The 15,343-nt window shown below is 56.8% G+C and carries 16 protein-coding genes; 7 read left to right on the top strand and 9 right to left on the bottom strand.

From position 1 onward, the window contains the following. The first annotated feature begins 125 nt into the window (after window positions 1–125). On the top strand, window positions 126–293 hold the full coding sequence (gene rmf, locus HMPREF3142_RS28745) for a ribosome modulation factor (protein ID WP_002898396.1): 168 nt from the start codon (window positions 126–128) through the stop codon (window positions 291–293). A 68-nt stretch (window positions 294–361) separates the two neighbouring features. Here rmf and fabA read toward each other — a convergent pair whose 3' ends face one another. Both fabA and HMPREF3142_RS26300 read right to left on the bottom strand, forming a co-directional pair. Then, on the bottom strand, window positions 362–880 hold the full coding sequence (gene fabA, locus HMPREF3142_RS26305) for a bifunctional 3-hydroxydecanoyl-ACP dehydratase/trans-2-decenoyl-ACP isomerase (protein ID WP_012542300.1): 519 nt from the start codon (window positions 878–880) through the stop codon (window positions 362–364). Between the two features lie 69 nt (window positions 881–949). Continuing rightward, window positions 950–2,707: an AAA family ATPase gene (locus tag HMPREF3142_RS26300; RefSeq protein ID WP_064170867.1), complete on the bottom strand. Its 1,758-nt coding sequence runs from the start codon at window positions 2,705–2,707 to the stop codon at window positions 950–952. A 185-nt stretch (window positions 2,708–2,892) separates the two neighbouring features. On the opposite strand from HMPREF3142_RS26300, the gene matP reads away from it, so the two are divergent. Next, complete coding sequence (gene matP, locus HMPREF3142_RS26295; RefSeq protein WP_008805891.1) at window positions 2,893–3,345, top strand: macrodomain Ter protein MatP; 453 nt, start codon at window positions 2,893–2,895, stop codon at window positions 3,343–3,345. Between the two features lie 109 nt (window positions 3,346–3,454). On the opposite strand, the gene ompA is transcribed toward matP, so the two are convergent. Both ompA and sulA read right to left on the bottom strand, forming a co-directional pair. Then, window positions 3,455–4,507 carry a porin OmpA gene (ompA, locus tag HMPREF3142_RS26290; protein ID WP_008805892.1) on the bottom strand — a complete coding sequence of 351 codons (1,053 nt, stop codon included), beginning with the start codon at window positions 4,505–4,507 and terminating at the stop codon, window positions 3,455–3,457. A 352-nt stretch (window positions 4,508–4,859) separates the two neighbouring features. Then, window positions 4,860–5,369 carry an SOS-induced cell division inhibitor SulA gene (sulA, locus tag HMPREF3142_RS26285; protein ID WP_008805893.1) on the bottom strand — a complete coding sequence of 170 codons (510 nt, stop codon included), beginning with the start codon at window positions 5,367–5,369 and terminating at the stop codon, window positions 4,860–4,862. 350 nt (window positions 5,370–5,719) lie between these two features. Between sulA and HMPREF3142_RS26280 the strand changes: the two genes are divergently transcribed. Continuing rightward, window positions 5,720–6,316 (top strand): TfoX/Sxy family DNA transformation protein, encoded by a 597-nt coding sequence (locus HMPREF3142_RS26280; protein WP_012542296.1) that lies wholly within the window; start codon window positions 5,720–5,722, stop codon window positions 6,314–6,316. Window positions 6,317–6,329: 13 nt separating this feature from the next. Here HMPREF3142_RS26280 and yccS read toward each other — a convergent pair whose 3' ends face one another. Next, window positions 6,330–8,465 (bottom strand): YccS family putative transporter, encoded by a 2,136-nt coding sequence (gene yccS, locus HMPREF3142_RS26275; protein WP_008805895.1) that lies wholly within the window; start codon window positions 8,463–8,465, stop codon window positions 6,330–6,332. 17 nt (window positions 8,466–8,482) lie between these two features. Beyond that, window positions 8,483–8,929: a YccF domain-containing protein gene (locus HMPREF3142_RS26270; protein ID WP_012542294.1), complete on the bottom strand. Its 447-nt coding sequence runs from the start codon at window positions 8,927–8,929 to the stop codon at window positions 8,483–8,485. A 124-nt stretch (window positions 8,930–9,053) separates the two neighbouring features. On the opposite strand from HMPREF3142_RS26270, the gene helD reads away from it, so the two are divergent. Continuing rightward, entirely contained in the window at window positions 9,054–11,108 is a 2,055-nt protein-coding gene (helD, locus tag HMPREF3142_RS26265) for a DNA helicase IV (protein WP_048267716.1), read from the top strand. 11 nt (window positions 11,109–11,119) lie between these two features. On the opposite strand, the gene mgsA is transcribed toward helD, so the two are convergent. Continuing rightward, window positions 11,120–11,578, bottom strand: a complete 459-nt coding sequence (gene mgsA, locus HMPREF3142_RS26260; RefSeq protein ID WP_008805898.1) for a methylglyoxal synthase — start codon at window positions 11,576–11,578, stop codon at window positions 11,120–11,122. Between the two features lie 153 nt (window positions 11,579–11,731). Here mgsA and HMPREF3142_RS26255 point away from each other — a divergent pair, with 153 nt between their 5' ends. Then, window positions 11,732–12,145: a CoA-binding protein gene (locus tag HMPREF3142_RS26255; protein WP_002898434.1), complete on the top strand. Its 414-nt coding sequence runs from the start codon at window positions 11,732–11,734 to the stop codon at window positions 12,143–12,145. A 29-nt stretch (window positions 12,146–12,174) separates the two neighbouring features. Here the strand turns inward: HMPREF3142_RS26255 and hspQ are convergent, their stop codons facing one another. Then, window positions 12,175–12,492 carry a heat shock protein HspQ gene (hspQ, locus tag HMPREF3142_RS26250; protein ID WP_002898441.1) on the bottom strand — a complete coding sequence of 106 codons (318 nt, stop codon included), beginning with the start codon at window positions 12,490–12,492 and terminating at the stop codon, window positions 12,175–12,177. 59 nt (window positions 12,493–12,551) lie between these two features. Further along, window positions 12,552–13,754, bottom strand: a complete 1,203-nt coding sequence (rlmI, locus tag HMPREF3142_RS26245) for a 23S rRNA (cytosine(1962)-C(5))-methyltransferase RlmI (RefSeq protein ID WP_070612906.1) — start codon at window positions 13,752–13,754, stop codon at window positions 12,552–12,554. 190 nt (window positions 13,755–13,944) lie between these two features. On the opposite strand from rlmI, the gene HMPREF3142_RS26240 reads away from it, so the two are divergent. Both HMPREF3142_RS26240 and HMPREF3142_RS26235 read left to right on the top strand, forming a co-directional pair. Then, a complete protein-coding gene (locus tag HMPREF3142_RS26240) occupies window positions 13,945–14,499 on the top strand; it encodes a YbhB/YbcL family Raf kinase inhibitor-like protein (protein ID WP_023339857.1) in 555 nt (184 codons plus the stop codon). Window positions 14,500–14,516: 17 nt separating this feature from the next. Continuing rightward, a complete protein-coding gene (locus HMPREF3142_RS26235; RefSeq protein WP_008805902.1) occupies window positions 14,517–15,305 on the top strand; it encodes an AraC family transcriptional regulator in 789 nt (262 codons plus the stop codon). Window positions 15,306–15,343: the final 38 nt, after the last annotated feature.

Raw genomic sequence — 15,343 nt, 5'->3', positions numbered from 1 at the left:
ATGACACTGGCGTGAATTTTGCGCATTGACGTTGTCTTCATTTCGCGGTATTCGTAACCCGTGGCTGCACAATTTGCGACCACTGTTTTCTTTTCCACCAGATCAAAGAATGAGGGAAACGAGGCATGAAGAGACAAAAACGAGATCGCCTGGAACGGGCACATCAACGTGGATATCAAGCGGGTATCGCGGGGAGATCGAAAGAAATGTGTCCATACCAGAGCTTGAATCAACGCTCATGGTGGCTGGGAGGCTGGCGAGAAGCCATGGAGGACAGGGTACTAACGGCCTGACACTGTCTCTTTAAAAAAGAAGCCTCCGCATAGCGGGGGCTTCGCCTTTTAATCGCTGCCGATAATTATCAGAAAGCGGAAGTATCCTGGAACAGGCCGACTTTCAGATCGTTCGCGGTATAGATCAGACGATCGTCAACCAGCACTTCGCCATCCGCCAGGCCCATAATCAGACGACGGTTAACAATGCGCTTGAAGTGGATGCGGTAGGTGACTTTTTTCGCGGTCGGCAGAACCTGACCGGTGAATTTCACTTCGCCAACGCCCAGCGCACGGCCTTTGCCTTCGCCGCCGAGCCAGCCAAGATAGAACCCGACCAGCTGCCACATCGCATCCAGGCCCAGGCAGCCCGGCATCACCGGATCGCCGATGAAGTGGCAACCGAAGAACCACAGGTCCGGGTTGATGTCGAGTTCCGCCTCAACATAACCTTTGTCATAGTTACCACCGGTTTCGCTCATTTTGATGACGCGGTCCATCATCAGCATGTTTGGTGCTGGCAACTGCGGGCCTTTCGCGCCGAACAGTTCACCACGACCAGAGGCAAGAAGATCTTCTTTTGTATAGGATTCGCGTTTATCTACCATGTTTTCAGTAAGCCTTATTTTAAGTTCGGGACGCAGGATAGCTAACACGTGTAAGCTGAACAAGTCCGATCAGTTAGAACTTGTCCCACCTAACCAGCGTAGCGGCCACGGAAAACGATGGCGAGTCTCTTGCTGGGTCGCCTGCGCTATCCGCTCCTGAATGGTTTGTCGCAGCGTCTGCCCTTCACCGTCCCACATCAGTTGGGTCAGCATCGGCAGCGCTTCGGTAATATCGTCAATGGCCCAGATGGCAAACTGGTTTTCGGCAACGGCCTGACGGAGCTCATGGCTAAGACTGAGATGACGCACGTTGGCCGCAGGGATAATGACGCCCTGTTTACCGGTTAGCCCGCGCTGTTGACAGATAGTGAAGAAACCTTCAATTTTTTCGTTCAGACCGCCGACCGGCTGCACGCGACCAAACTGGTCGACGGAACCGGTAATCGCAATGCTCTGATTAATCGGCACATTGGCCAGCGCGCTGATTAAGGCGCAGAGTTCAGCCATGGAGGCGCTGTCGCCGTCCACTTCACTGTAGGACTGTTCGAAGGTCAGCGAAGCGGAGAACGGAAGCTGCTGCTCCAGCTCCAGCTCGGACATCAGAAAAGCCTGCATGATCATCATGCCTTTCGCATGAATATTGCCGCCGAGCTCGGCTTTGCGTTCGACATCAATAAACTCGCCATCACCAATGTGCACGACGCAGCTGATGCGCGAAGGTTCACCGAATGCGCGCGGATGGCCGGGGAATTCAATCACCGACAGGGCGTTGATCTGCCCGACGCATTCGCCTTCGGTTTCAATCAGGATCTGTTCCTGCAGGATTTCATCCTGCATTCGTTCTGCGAGGTAGCCTTCACGCCACTCCCGGCGTGCCAGCATCGTCTGCATTTCTTCGCCAGTAATCTCCTCGCCTTCGCAGAACGCGGCGGCCTCTCGCAGCTGGCGGGCTATCCATAGCGGACTGAGTGGCAGGGTCTCCTGATCGCCGGTGTAGCGCGTCCCCTCATCGATCAGCAGTGGCCAGGCGTCGGCCGCCGGACCTGGCAGCGTCAGCTGCTGGGCATTTTGCCATACCCACTGGCACCAGGCTTTCAGCGTCTCGGCGTCAGCAAACTGCAAAGTGTCTTCATACTCACTGTAGATCGCCTGAGCGCAAAGCTCTGGTTCCATTTCCTGGAAATCCGCCAGCGATTCGCGTTCGCCGACCAGCATGACTTTCAGGCTCAGCGGCATGGAGGGAATGCTGACCGGCAGCGGGCGCGACTCATCGATGGAGAGCCAGTCAAACCGCTGACGGGTCACCATATTTTTCAGGCGCACCCACAGAAGCGGCTGCGCCAGCAGTGTGCGAAGCGAGATTACCAGCACGCCACCATTGGCCTGATGAACCAGGCCTGGCTGGAGGGTGATGTCGCCGTTAAACTGGCGTACGCAGCCAAACAGCTGTTCCGCCTCTACCCAATCGGCCGCGACGACCGGGGCGGTGCTGGCAAAATTATCCTCAGCCCGTTGCGCCGGGGAGAGCGTCACGCGAGCGCCGTCAACGTCATAGCGGACCCCGTAGAGCGGGGCGGTAGGTTCATGCAGCGTACGGGTTTCTGCCGTCAGCCATTGCAGATACTCCGGTTCTTCGGGGGCTTTCACCAGCATGAAGGAGCAGACTGCCGGCGTGCACAGCAATTGCTCAAGCGCGTAGAACAGACGCGGCTGCAGATCGCCCGAGAGGGAGGGGGCCGGTTGAGAGAGATCAGCTTGGGCAAACAGCGCCTGATAAGGTTCCATATCGGGCGCAAGGTCGGTTCGGGTCAGTTTCGTAATGGTCAAAGTCGCTGTTTTTTAGTTAGATGTAAAGCGCGCAATTATACCTGATGCCGCGACTGAGCACACGGAGGATTATGATTACCCCGATGATTCCCCGGCCATACACATCACGAATAATGATTTATATTCAGCACATCAGGAAAAAACTGATATCCTGAAATGAGTTACACGGTCACATTGAGATCGCAATGAAATATCAACAACTGGAAAATCTTGAAAGCGGCTGGAAATGGAAATATCTGGTAAAGAAGCACCGGGAAGGTGAGCTGATTACCCGCTACATTGAGGCCAGCGCTGCGCAAGCTGCGGTAGATGACTTGCTGACGCTCGAGAATGAACCTGTGCTGGTGCATGCCTGGATTGAGCAGCATATGAATCCGGCGCTGATGAACCGCATGAAGCAGACCATCCGCGCGCGACGGAAACGGCATTTTAACGCGGAGCATCAGCACACGCGCAAGAAGTCTATCGATCTAGAGTTTGTCGTCTGGCAGCGTCTTGCCGGCCTGGCGCAGCGGCGGGGTAAAACCTTGTCCGAAACCATCGTGCAGCTGATTGAGGATGCTGAGCATAAAGAGAAGTACGCCAGCAAAATGTCGAGCCTGAAACACGATCTGCAGGAACTGTTAGGCAAAGAGTAGTCTTTACGGCGGCCTGTCAGAGGCTACTCTGATATGGGGCCCACCACCGCAAAAGCGGGAGAGAAGGCATAAAAAAACCCGCCGAGGCGGGTTTTTCATCAGTTATAACTTAAGCCGCTGGCTGAGTTACAACTTCTTTGTAGCCTTTAACTTCGATCTCTACACGACGATCCGGGGCCAGGCAGTCGATCAGTGCAGCGCGAGCTTTCACGTTGTCACAGGTGTTGCCAGTAACCGGGTTGGATTTACCCATACCGCGTGCGGAGATTTTGCCAGCCGGGATGCCTTTAGCAACCAGGTAGTCAACAACGGACTGAGCACGTTTCTCAGACAGCTGCTGGTTGTAAGCTTCGGAACCGATACGGTCGGTGAAGCCCATAACAACTGCAGAACCGTCTTTCGGATCCATGTTGCTCAGCTGGGTGTACAGCTGATCCAGAGCCTGCTGACCTTCCGGTTTCAGGGTTGCTTTGTTGAAGTTGAACAGAACGTCAGACTTCAGGGTGAAGTGCTTGGTAGTCACTTCCGGAGCCGGAGCCGGAGCCGGAGCTACAACCGGTGCAGCATCTTCCTGACCGAAACGGTAGGAAACACCCACGCTCAGCATGCCGTTGTCCGGACGAACGCCAACGGTGCCCGCGTCGCCGATGTTGTTAACCCACTGGTATTCCAGACGGGTAGCGATATCACGAGTCACAGCCCACTCTACGCCGCCAGCAAATACCGGAGATACGCCAGTGTCGTGGTTGTCGCCAGCGATGCTGTTGCTGGAGTCTGCGCGCCATACCATGCCGCCCAGACGGGTGTAGATGTCCAGATCGTCAGTGATCGGGTAACCCAGTTTAGCGGTCAGCTGAACGCCCTGAGCTTTGAATGCGCCATTAACCTGGTCGCCTTTGTACGGCATACGGCCCAGCCAGTCGTAACCCATTTCGAAACCGAGGTACGGGTTAACCTGGTAACCACCGAACGCACCAGCGCCCAGCTGGCTTTCGTGGGTTGGACCATTGTTGTTCAGAGAGCTGTTGTACCAGCCAGTGTCATGGAACTGGGACCAACCCAGTTTACCACCTGCATACCAGGTGTTATCTTTCGGAGCGGCCTGCGCTACGGTAGCGAAGCCAGCCAGTGCCACTGCAATCGCGATAGCTGTCTTTTTCATTTTTTGCGCCTCATTATCATCCAAAATTCGCCATGAAGTTACAAAAGACCTCACGGTTAAATCCTTCACCCGGGGCGTGACTTGTTGTTAACTATGCTGATACATGCAGCGTAAGCCGATCACCCCTGGCGATGTAAAGTCTACAACTTAGTTCGAAACTTACAAGTGTGAACTCTGTCAGGCATATGAAAAAAAAGGGTTGTGTACACAATATTTAACAAATATGGTTGATTTTCGTACGCAGAAAAAAGGCAGAAATCCCCGTGTGACAGGCATTGCGCGAAAAAGTCCCTGAAAAACGCTGTGTCTTTACCATCGGTAAAAAAAATTCCAGGAATAATCCTAATTTCACTCAATGATACAAATTTGAGTGAATTTTTAGCCCGCTGAGTTGTCTGCCGAGCGTGCCTTGATTTCTCACCGGGCGCATGATGAATCCCATCGCGCAACCTTCCTGGGCGGCATTGACCAGACGCTCATGCTCTTCCGCGGTTAGCTCCTCCGTTAGCCAGCAGATAACCACACTATAATTACCGGTGCGCAGCGCGCGGATCATTGAGTCTACGGTATGGCAGGGTGACAGCTGGCTAATTTGCATGACTTTAGACAGCGGTAGACCGGCAGACTGGACCCACTCGCGGCTAAGCTTTTGTTGCGGCGTGAGCCACAGTTGCCAGCGAGACTGTTGACCCAGCTGCTGTAATAAAGGTAGCAGCAGTAACTGTGTCATCATGGGTTGATCTTCACGATAGACAATTTCACTGATCAGCCCATTGGCGGTCTGTTCGCCAGAACGATGAGCGTAGTGGCCTGCAGAAGCAGAAGCCTGTGCTGAACGATTTGCGTGAGCTGAAGTAAACATAGTCTATCCCGCCTGTAGTTACTGTATGCATATACAGTATATCTACCTGGGGAAAAGATCAACCGCAATTTGCCATTTTGCTGGCTGAAATTTAATCATTCCCCGCCGCGTCTGATTTATAGCGATGCGCACCTCTCCTCAACGATATCCTTAATGCCGGCTAATGATTTCTTTCCACCCTGTTGATTGCAGCAACGTCAGTGATTTTCTGAAAGCGTCTCGCAAAACCGCATTCTGGTGGAAAAGTCGGCGAAAATCATCTTGCTGCTGTTCGGGAAGTCCCTTATGTTTTCTCTTAGCGGATCCGTTAACAACTTAAGTTTAATTACATGATTAACAAAGGAATGATCATGAGAAAACTAGTATGTCCGCGGTTCCCGCAATTTCAGGCCTGCGTCTCGCCGCTGGGTCAGTTACATTCTCGTCCGCTTTTTGGCGGCTATAGCCTGGCCATTGATGATACGGTGTTTGCGATGGTGGCAGAGGGCGATATTTACCTGAGGGCCTGCGAGCAGAGCGCCGCGTATCGGGTTGAACATCGCAATCCTTTATTAACGCTGCGCCGACATGGGCGCATCGTGCCGATGAAGTATTATCAAATTGACGACGCATTGTGGCGCGATGAGACTCAGCTTTTTCGGCTGTCGCTGTTGTCGTGGCAGAGCGCGCAGCGTGAAAAGAACCACCGACGGGCGTCGGGCCGTCTGAAGGATTTACCCAATATCAGCTTTCATATGGAATTGCAGCTGATCCACGCGGGCATACCGGATGTCAGGACGCTTCGGGAGGTAGGCGCTCAGCAGGCCTGGCAACGGCTACGAGAAAACAACGCCTCTCTGTCGCTCAACGTCTTGCTGGCGCTGGAGGGGGCGATTGTCGGCGTTCACGCCGCCGCGCTCCCGACGCTGCGGCGTCAGGAGCTGCTCGAATGGGCTGGAGCCCGCTAGCGGACAGCCGCCGTTATTCTGTCTGAGCGTGAACGCGTTGTTGCAGGCGGCAAATTTCAGGCAGCAGCGCGAGCAACAAGCCAATCTGCTGTAATACCAGCGGCTCTTTACTGTCCGCGCGCGGTTCCAGATGCTGGATCCGGCTTTGCAGGCTGGTCAAAGACTTCTGCACCCGATGTTCATCGGCGGGGGTATGGTGCAGGGCGTCATCAACATAACAAACAGCATCATCCAGCAGGGCAAGAATATCGGGGGTGGACAGTTTTTCCCGATGCGCACCGAGAGCGGAGATGTAGCTGGTGAAGGTATGGTTGAGACACAGCAAGCGAAAAGCGGTCTCGCGCTGGGCGCCATCCGCGCGCGGTTCAGTCGACAAATTCGAGACCACGGAGGCCAGTTCGGCATCACGGTTGTAGGCATCACGGCGGGCGACACGATAGGCCAGACGGTTGTCGCGGCCCTGGTGATACTGCTCCAGAATGGCATCCAGATAACGGCAGTTTGCGTTCATCGCCCGGTCCAGGACGCGCGGCAGATTGCGAAATTTCCAGTCCGGCCAGATGAAGCTGACCGCCGCCCAGGCGATGGCGCAGCCGATCAGGGTATCAATAATGCGCGGTAGCGCGACCTCAAAACCTTCGCCAAGCAGGTTAAAGCACAGCAGCACCAGCAGCGTAATAAACATGGTGGCATGGGCGTACTGCACGTTACGAAAGGCAAAGAACAGCACGCCGGTGAGCACGATCAACACCAGTTGCCCTTCAATCGAAGGCACCAGCAGCAGGACGGGCAGGCCGATCGCCACCCCCACCAGCGTGCCGATGATCCTCAGCGCCAGTCGGTGGCGGGTGGCGTTATAGTTCGGCTGACAGACAAACAGGCTGGTCAGCAGGATCCAGTAGCCATGCTGGAGCCCGGTAAACTGGATAAAGGCATAGCCGGCGCAGAGCACCAGCGACATACGTACCGCGTGGCGAAAGAGAGCAGACTCCGGTGACATGTTGCGCCGCAGACGCAGCCAGATATCGTTAAGCCCGCCGAGTCTGTCGTCGGCCAACAGCGTCTCGGTGTTGCTCCCGGCAGGCGCGGTCGTTTGCACCGATTCAATCGTGGCCAGCTGCGCATCGATAGCGCGCAGGTTATTGAGTAAAAACCCAAGGGCATTGATCTGCTCGTCGGACGCGCCGCTGGCGCGCACGCGGTCAAGCGCCGCGTCGAGATGCATAAACGCGCGTTCAAAATGGGCGTCATGTTGGTAGGGTTCGCGCAGTAAAATCGCCCGCGAGAGCTTCTGGCAGGCCTGGGCCTGCATCGAGAGCATGCGCTGGAAACGGAACATCACGTCGCTGTAGCGGAATTGATCGCGCAGAGTCTGGTACTGAATATGCGATGAGCTGGCGCGTTCGTGAATATCCTGGGCCACAAAGTAGTACTGCAGGGTGCGGCGGGTGCCGCGCTGGCCCCGATCGCCTCGCAGTCGGGTTAGCAGCGAGACCTTGGTTTGGTTAAGCGTAGCAACCAGCTGGCCGTTGGCGAGGGCCAGATCGTACAGCGGCGCCTGGCTCTCATCCTCAAGATCAGGATCAAACAGCCGGGATTTGAGCTCCAGATAGCGAGCCAGTTGCTCATAGCTACGCGCCAGGTTGTCCTGCAATGGACGAATCGGAAAAATCAGGTGCCCGGACAGCGTCAGCAGGTTGTACCACACGGCCCCCGCCAGCAGGAACAACGGCTGTAGATACCAGTGATCGTACAGTGTGACGCCGAGCATGGTGTAGATGGCGATGAGCAGGGCGCCGAAGGCGATAGTGGCATAGCGCTGGCCGAGGCCGCCGAGCAAAATAAAGCCGATGGTAGACACGGTCAGGCCGAGGGCAAACAGCGGCGGCCACGGAAACAGCAGCTCCACAGAGGCGGAGGCGATAAAAAAACAGACCAGGGTAATGGCGAGGTTGCGCAGACGACCGGTCAGCCGGTCATCAAGGTCGGTCAGGGCCGCGGCAACAACGCCAAGGGTGAGAGGGATGGTCAGTTTGACTTCGCCGATCCACCAGGGAAACAGCGTTGTGCCGCAGAGCGCGATAAAGATCCGTACGTTATAAAGCCAGGCACTGTTCCAGGTATAGCGGCGTAGCAGGGGGCTAATCATGTCCGTGTTCCGTTCGGTTACTGAAAGCGACGACGCGCATTGGCTTCACGTGCGGCACGCGCGGTTTCCACAGAGACGACCCGGCGCCCTACCGGCCAAAGGGCAATGGCAGCAATTTTAAAGTTCGCGATCCCCACCGGGATGCCAATAATGGTCAGACATTGAGCTATGCCGCTGAAAATATGCATCAGGCACAACCACCAGCCGAAAAAAATGAACCACAGAATATTCAGCACGGTGCCGCCGGCGTTGAGGAGGCCATTTTTACGGCCCGGCTCCAGCTCATCCACATGAATCGCCTCGTTACCGTAAGGAAATAAGGAGAGTCGGGTTATTTCCCAGCAGGAGCGGGTCAGCGGCAGCGTGACGACCAGAATGATGCTAACCAGCGTGGCGAGCAGCCAGCCTAGAGTGGTGGCGAAACCGCCAAGGATAAAGTTCAAAATATTCAGAATGGTACGCATAAAGCCTCGGTTTTGCCCTGTGGATAATAAGACCTGACAATTGTAACGTTTTTTTGCGCTGGAGCACCTGGTCCCGGGCGGTTAAACTGAAAAACAATCCACCCTGATTGAAAATCGACATTATATGGAACTTAAAGCGACAACATTGGGCAAACGCATGGCTCAGCACCCTTATGATCGGGTGCAGTTACTGAACGCCGGCGTAAAGGTTTCCGGCGACCGTCATGAGTATCTTATCCCTTTCAATCAGTTATTGTCAGTGCATTGTAAGCGCGGTCTGGTCTGGGGCGAACTGGAGTTTGTGTTGCCTGACAGCAAAGTCGTGCGTTTGCACGGTACCGAGTGGAGCGAAACGCAGCGCTTCTATCACCATTTACAAACGCTCTGGGAGCAGTGGAGCGCGGAAATGAGCGACATCGCCGCTGGCGTACTGAAGCGGCAGCTGGCGACGATCGAGCGCACCCGTGCAGAAGGCAAATGGTTGACGCGTCAGCAGGTGGCGGATGTGCAGGATAACATTCGCCAGGCATTGACTGGTTTGCCGATGCCCTCCAGCCGGCTTGAGGCCTTTGACAACTGTCGGGAGCTGTGGCGGGAGTGTCAGCGCTGGTTAGGGGATATTGAAGCGACACGCCTGGCCCATAACCAGGCCTTCACCGAGGCGATGCTTGAGCAGTATCGCGGCTTTTTTGACGGCGTTGAGTCGTCCCCTCTTAATGCCTCACAGGCACGGGCGGTGGTGAACGGCGAGCGTTCCCTGCTGGTGCTGGCGGGCGCGGGCAGCGGCAAAACCTCGGTGCTGGTGGCGCGGGCAGGCTGGCTGCTGGCGCGGGGAGAAGCGGCGGCAGAGCAAATTTTGTTACTGGCATTCGGCCGCCAGGCGGCGCAAGAGATGGATGCGCGGATCCGCGAGCGTCTTGCATCCGACGATATCACCGCGCGTACCTTCCACTCGCTGGCGCTACATATTATTCAGCAGGGCAGCAAAAAAGTCCCCACCATCAGTAAACTGGAAAGCGATAGCGCAACTCGTCAGGCGCTGCTCGTGAAAAGCTGGCAGCAGCAGTGTCAGGAGAAAAAAGCGCAGGCGAAAGGCTGGCGCCTGTGGCTGGAAGAGGAGATGGGCTGGCAACTGCCGGAAGGCGATTTCTGGCAGGACAAGAAGGTGCAGCGGCGTATGGCCAGCCGGCTCGACCGCTGGGTCAGCCTGATGCGTATGCACGGCGGCTCCCAGGCAGAGATGATTGCCGGGGCGCCGGAGGCGGTACGCGATCAGTTCAGTAAACGGGTGAAACTGATGTCGCCTCTGATGAAAGAGTGGAAGGCGGCGCTGAAGGCCGAGAATGCGGTCGATTTTTCCGGCCTGATCCATCAGGCGGTCAATATTCTCGATAAAGGCCGCTTCGTCAGCCCCTGGAAACACATTCTGGTGGATGAATTTCAGGATATCTCGCCGCAGCGGGCCTCGCTGTTGGCTGCATTACGCCGGCAGAACAGCCAAACCACGCTCTTTGCCGTCGGGGATGACTGGCAGGCGATTTACCGGTTCAGCGGGGCCCAGCTTTCCCTGACCACCGCGTTTAATCATTACTTTGGCGAAGGGGATAGCTGCGCGCTGGATACCACCTATCGCTTTAACGGCCGCATTGGCGAAATCGCCAATGGCTTTATCCAGCAGAATCCGCATCAGTTAAGTAAGCCGCTGAACAGCCTGACGGCGGGCGATAAAAAGGCCGTCACGCTGTTAGCCGACGATAAGCTGGATGATTTACTGGATAAACTGAGCGGCTACGTTAAGCCCGAGCAGCGGATCCTACTGCTTGCCCGTTACCATCATCTGAAGCCCGACGCGCTCAACAAGGCGGCGACGCGCTGGCCGCATCTGCAGCTTGATTTTATGACTATTCATGCCAGCAAGGGCCAGCAGGCGGACTATGTGATTGTGCTGGGACTGCAGGAGGGAGAGGATGCGTTTCCCGCGCCGGCGCGCGAGTCGATCATGGAGCAGGCGCTCCTGCCGCAGCCGGAAGATTTTCCTGATGCGGAGGAGCGTCGACTACTGTACGTGGCGATAACCCGCGCACGTCATCGGGTGTGGTTGTTGTTTAACAAAGCGCAACCTTCGCCGTTTGTCGACATCCTGCAGGCCCTGGATGTGCCGGTGGCCAGGAAACCCTAATCACGTGTGGGTTATTTCAGGCGCTCGGCAAGATAACGCGGATAATCCGGGATCAGAATATCGAGCGGCTGATTAAAGTGCGGTGACTGGATGATAAAGTCAGCGGTGGAGACGTTAGTGGCGACCGGAATGTTCCAGACGGTGGCCAGGCGCAGCAACGCTTTGACGTCCGGGTCGTGAGGCACGGCGTTCAGCGGATCCCAGAAGAAGATCAGCACGTCGATTTTGCCTTCTGAAATAAGCGCGCCAACCTGCTGGTCACCGCCCATCGGGCCGCTCAGCATGGCATTGACCTCCAGTCCGGTAGCCCGCGAGACCAGGTTACCGGTGGTGCCGGTGGCATACAAAACGTGTTGCGCCAGCAACGCCTGATGGCGAGCGACCCATTTCATCAGCATATCTTTACAGTGATCGTGAGCCACCAGCGCGATATGTTTTTGCGCGGACAGGGTACGAGTTGTCAGTTCCATATTTTCATTCCACATTTTGACCTGCAGACAGATTACTGAATGTGGCTGCCGCTGCAAGCATCGGGGTGAAAATTTTGTCGAATCTGTGGGTTAGCCTGGATGGCCGCCTGCTGCGGATTAGCATACACTTAGGTGAAATAGCAGGAGGAACCCATGAAAGAGAACGATATTGCCGGCATCCTGACGTCGACACGGACGATTGCGCTGGTTGGCGCCAGCGATAAACCTGACCGCCCGAGCTACCGGGTCATGAAGTATCTGTTGGATCAGGGGTATCACGTTATCCCGGTTTCGCCGAAGGTGGCGGGCAAGACGCTGCTGGGACAGCAAGGGTATGCGACGCTCGCCGACGTTCCGGAAAAGGTCGACATGGTTGATGTCTTCCGTAATTCAGAAGCGGCGTGGGGCGTGGCGCAAGAGGCGATAGCCATCGGCGCGAAAACGCTGTGGCTGCAGCTGGGGGTGATCAATGAGCAGGCCGCGGTGCTGGCCAGAGAAGCCGGATTGAACGTGGTGATGGATCGTTGCCCGGCCATTGAGCTACCGCGACTGGGATTAGCAAAATAACAAAAAACCCCGCCTGGCGGGGTTTTGTTTTAGTTGCGAAGGCGCGGAGCCTGCAGCTGCTGACGAATCGTTTTGGCCAGTTCGTCGAGGGACGGCTGTTCCGGGTGTTCGTCGCGGGTTTCGCTGCTCAGCTGCGCTTCTGCCAGATAGGTGTGGATCGGCTGACCATCATCATCTTCCATCACCACATGGTACCAGGGCGCCGCACGCAGTTCGTCATTGGCGGCAATCTCATCCTCTTCCGGTTCCGCGAGTGAATACTCGGGATCGACATCGACGATGACACCCAGGTAGCCCAAGAGCGTATGGCGGACCTGTTGGCCGATACCGAATTTGCTGGCTATCATAGGCACCTCCTGGGAAACATGAATACTCCCTATATGAGGCTCATGTTTCGTTTTTCAAGTTACATGACGCGACAGGCAAACCCCTTCAGATACAGCCCTTCCGGGTAGGTTGCGATCACCGGGTGGTCGGCAGCCTGACGGAACTGTTCTATAAATTGTACATCACGCCCGGCATCAATTGCGGCATCGGCGATGATTTTCTGAAATAAATCGGTGGTCATCAGCCCGGAGCAGGAGAAAGTCAGCAGCACGCCGCCGGGGTTCAGCAGCTGGATCGCCAGCATATTGATATCTTTATAACCGCGGCAGGCGCCCATCAGCTGGCTTTTGTTTTCCACGAATTTCGGCGGATCCATCACGATCACGTCGAATTTCTCTCCCTGATCGCGGTATTTACGCAGCAGTTTGAACACGTCGTCGCGCACAAATTCCGCTTTGGACAGATCCAGTCCGTTGAGCTCGACGTTCTGTCGGGCGACGTCCAGCGCTTCCTGAGAGGTATCCACGCTGGTGACCTGGCGGCAGCCGCCCATCAGCGCTGACACCGCAAAGCCGCCAGTATAAGAGAAGCAGTTCAGCACCCGCTTATCCGCGACATAGCGGCGAGTAGCCAGGCGACTGTCGCGCTGGTCGAGGTAGTAGCCGGTTTTGTGCCCGCCCTGGATATCAACCAATAGTTTCATGCCGTGCTCGGTGATCGGCAGCAGCGCCGGGGGCAGCTCGCCCACCACCGGCCCCTGGGCCAGCTCCAGTCCCTCTTTTTTACGCACGGCGACATCGCTGCGATCGTAAATGGCGCAGTCCGGGAACAGGTTCTGCAGGGCGGTGATGATGGCGGCCCGCTGGTATTCGGCGCCTGCGCTGAGCAACTGCAGCACGAAAAAGTTGCCAAAGCGGTCGATAGTGACGCCCGGCAGCCCATCGGACTCGCCGGCGATCAGACGGTAGCTGTCGAGACCATCGCGCTCGGCCAGCCATGCCCGCCAGGTTTGCGCTTGCTGCAGGCGGCGTTCAAAGAAGGTGCTATCGATGGCTTCATTGCGGTCGAAGGTCCACACGCGGGCGCGGATCTGCGACGACGGCGAGTAAGCGCCGCGGGCCAGCCATTTTCCCTGATGGTCAACAATATCGATGGTTTCACCGCTGCGGGCTTTACCCTCCATGCGGGCGACGCCGCCTGAGAAAATCCACGGATGGCGACGCAGCAGGGATTTCTCGCGTCCTTTGGCTAACACTAAGCGGGGGAATAGGGAATCTGTCATGGAGCTACCTTTAAGCAACGGGAATGTCGGCACCGAAAAATGGCGCGTAGAGTAGCACACCTGGCGCACGCAAGCATCTTTCGCCCGGCAGGCACAGATGAGCGTTTCGGCACAAAATGCAGGCGCTTCGGCACATTCAGCTTGTGCGGACTCTCATACCCTGTTTTCTCACCCCAACGAGGAGCAGACGATGAAAACAGGTATCCGCATGGCCGTGGCGATGGTCGCGATTGTGAGCAGTGGCGCGATGGCTGCGCCGTTTAGCGTGAGCAGCGAGGATATGCATGACGGGCAGGCGCTGGCCCGGAAGCACTGGTTTGCCGGTTTCGGCTGTACCGGAGGCAATGTCTCTCCGCAGCTGGCATGGAAAAATGCCCCGGCGGGGACGCGAAGCTTCGCGGTCACTGTCAGAGATCCCGATGCGCCTACCGGCAGCGGCTGGTGGCACTGGACGGTGGTCAATATCGCCAGCAGCGTCTTTTCGCTGCCCGCTGGCGCGGGAGATAAAAACAGCGCTACACTGCCGGGCGGAGCGGTACAGGGCCGCAACGATTTTGGCTATGCCGGTTTCGGCGGCGCCTGTCCGCCGGCGGGAGATAAACCGCATCGCTACCGCTTTACGGTATGGGCGCTGGATGTCCCTACGCTGCCGGTGGATGCCGGGGCCAGCGGGGCGCTGGTCGGCTATCTGTTACACAGCCATGCTCTCGCCAGCGTACAGTTGACGGCGATGGCCGGGCGCTAAAATAAAGGGTCGATCCGATGGAGAGTATCCACTTTCAGCATAACGCCTTAACCGCGGCAGAGGTCACCACCCGACGGCTGTGCAGACTGCATCGGGTGCGGCTGTTCTCCCCGGCGCTCTGTCGGGTGAAACGCGGCAGCAAAGTGATTGTGCAAGGGGAGAGCCGGGTGCTGGCGACGCCGCAACAGCTGATTGTGTTGCCGGCTGACGTTGAGCTGGAGGTGATTAACCAGCCGGAGAACGGCCTGTTTTGCTCCGATCTGCTGTCGCTGACCCCCGAGCTGCTGACGACGTTTAAGACCCGTTATCTCAGCGAACCACCCCCAGGGCGTCTGACCTCGCTCTGCGCCCCGGTGACGACAGAGCTGGCGTTTATGTGGCAAAGCGTTCTGCAGGCGGTGCGGGAGGGATTATCCACCTCTCTACAGCTCCACCAGACTATGGGCCTGCTGCTGGCCCTGCACGAGGCGGGCTATGCGGGCCCGCTGCTCGTCGAGCGGCAGCAGGATCTGTCGGCGCAGGTTCGACAACTGGTCATGCTGTCGCCGGCGCAGGCATGGAGCGTGTCGCGGGTGGCGAAAATGCTCTTTCTCGGCGAGTCCACGCTGCGCCGTCGGCTGCAGCAGGAATCGCAGAGTTTTCGCCAGATCGTCGAGGAGGTGCGGATGGCTCACGCCCTGGGGCAGCTGCAGACCACCTCGCGGCCAATAGGCGAAATCGCGCAGAACAGCGGATATCAGTCGGGATCGCGCTTTACCGCGCGCTTCCGTCAGCATTATGGTTTACTGCCGAAGCACGTACGCTGAGCGAATTTGCTATCCTCAGCGTAAAGTGTGAGCGAAAA

This window comes from Klebsiella sp. HMSC16C06, from assembly GCF_001808325.1.
GTDB classification, from domain to species: domain Bacteria; phylum Pseudomonadota; class Gammaproteobacteria; order Enterobacterales; family Enterobacteriaceae; genus Klebsiella; species Klebsiella variicola.
The sequence above is the reverse complement of the archived record's forward strand: the minus strand, read 5'-3'. Positions and strand labels throughout refer to the sequence as shown.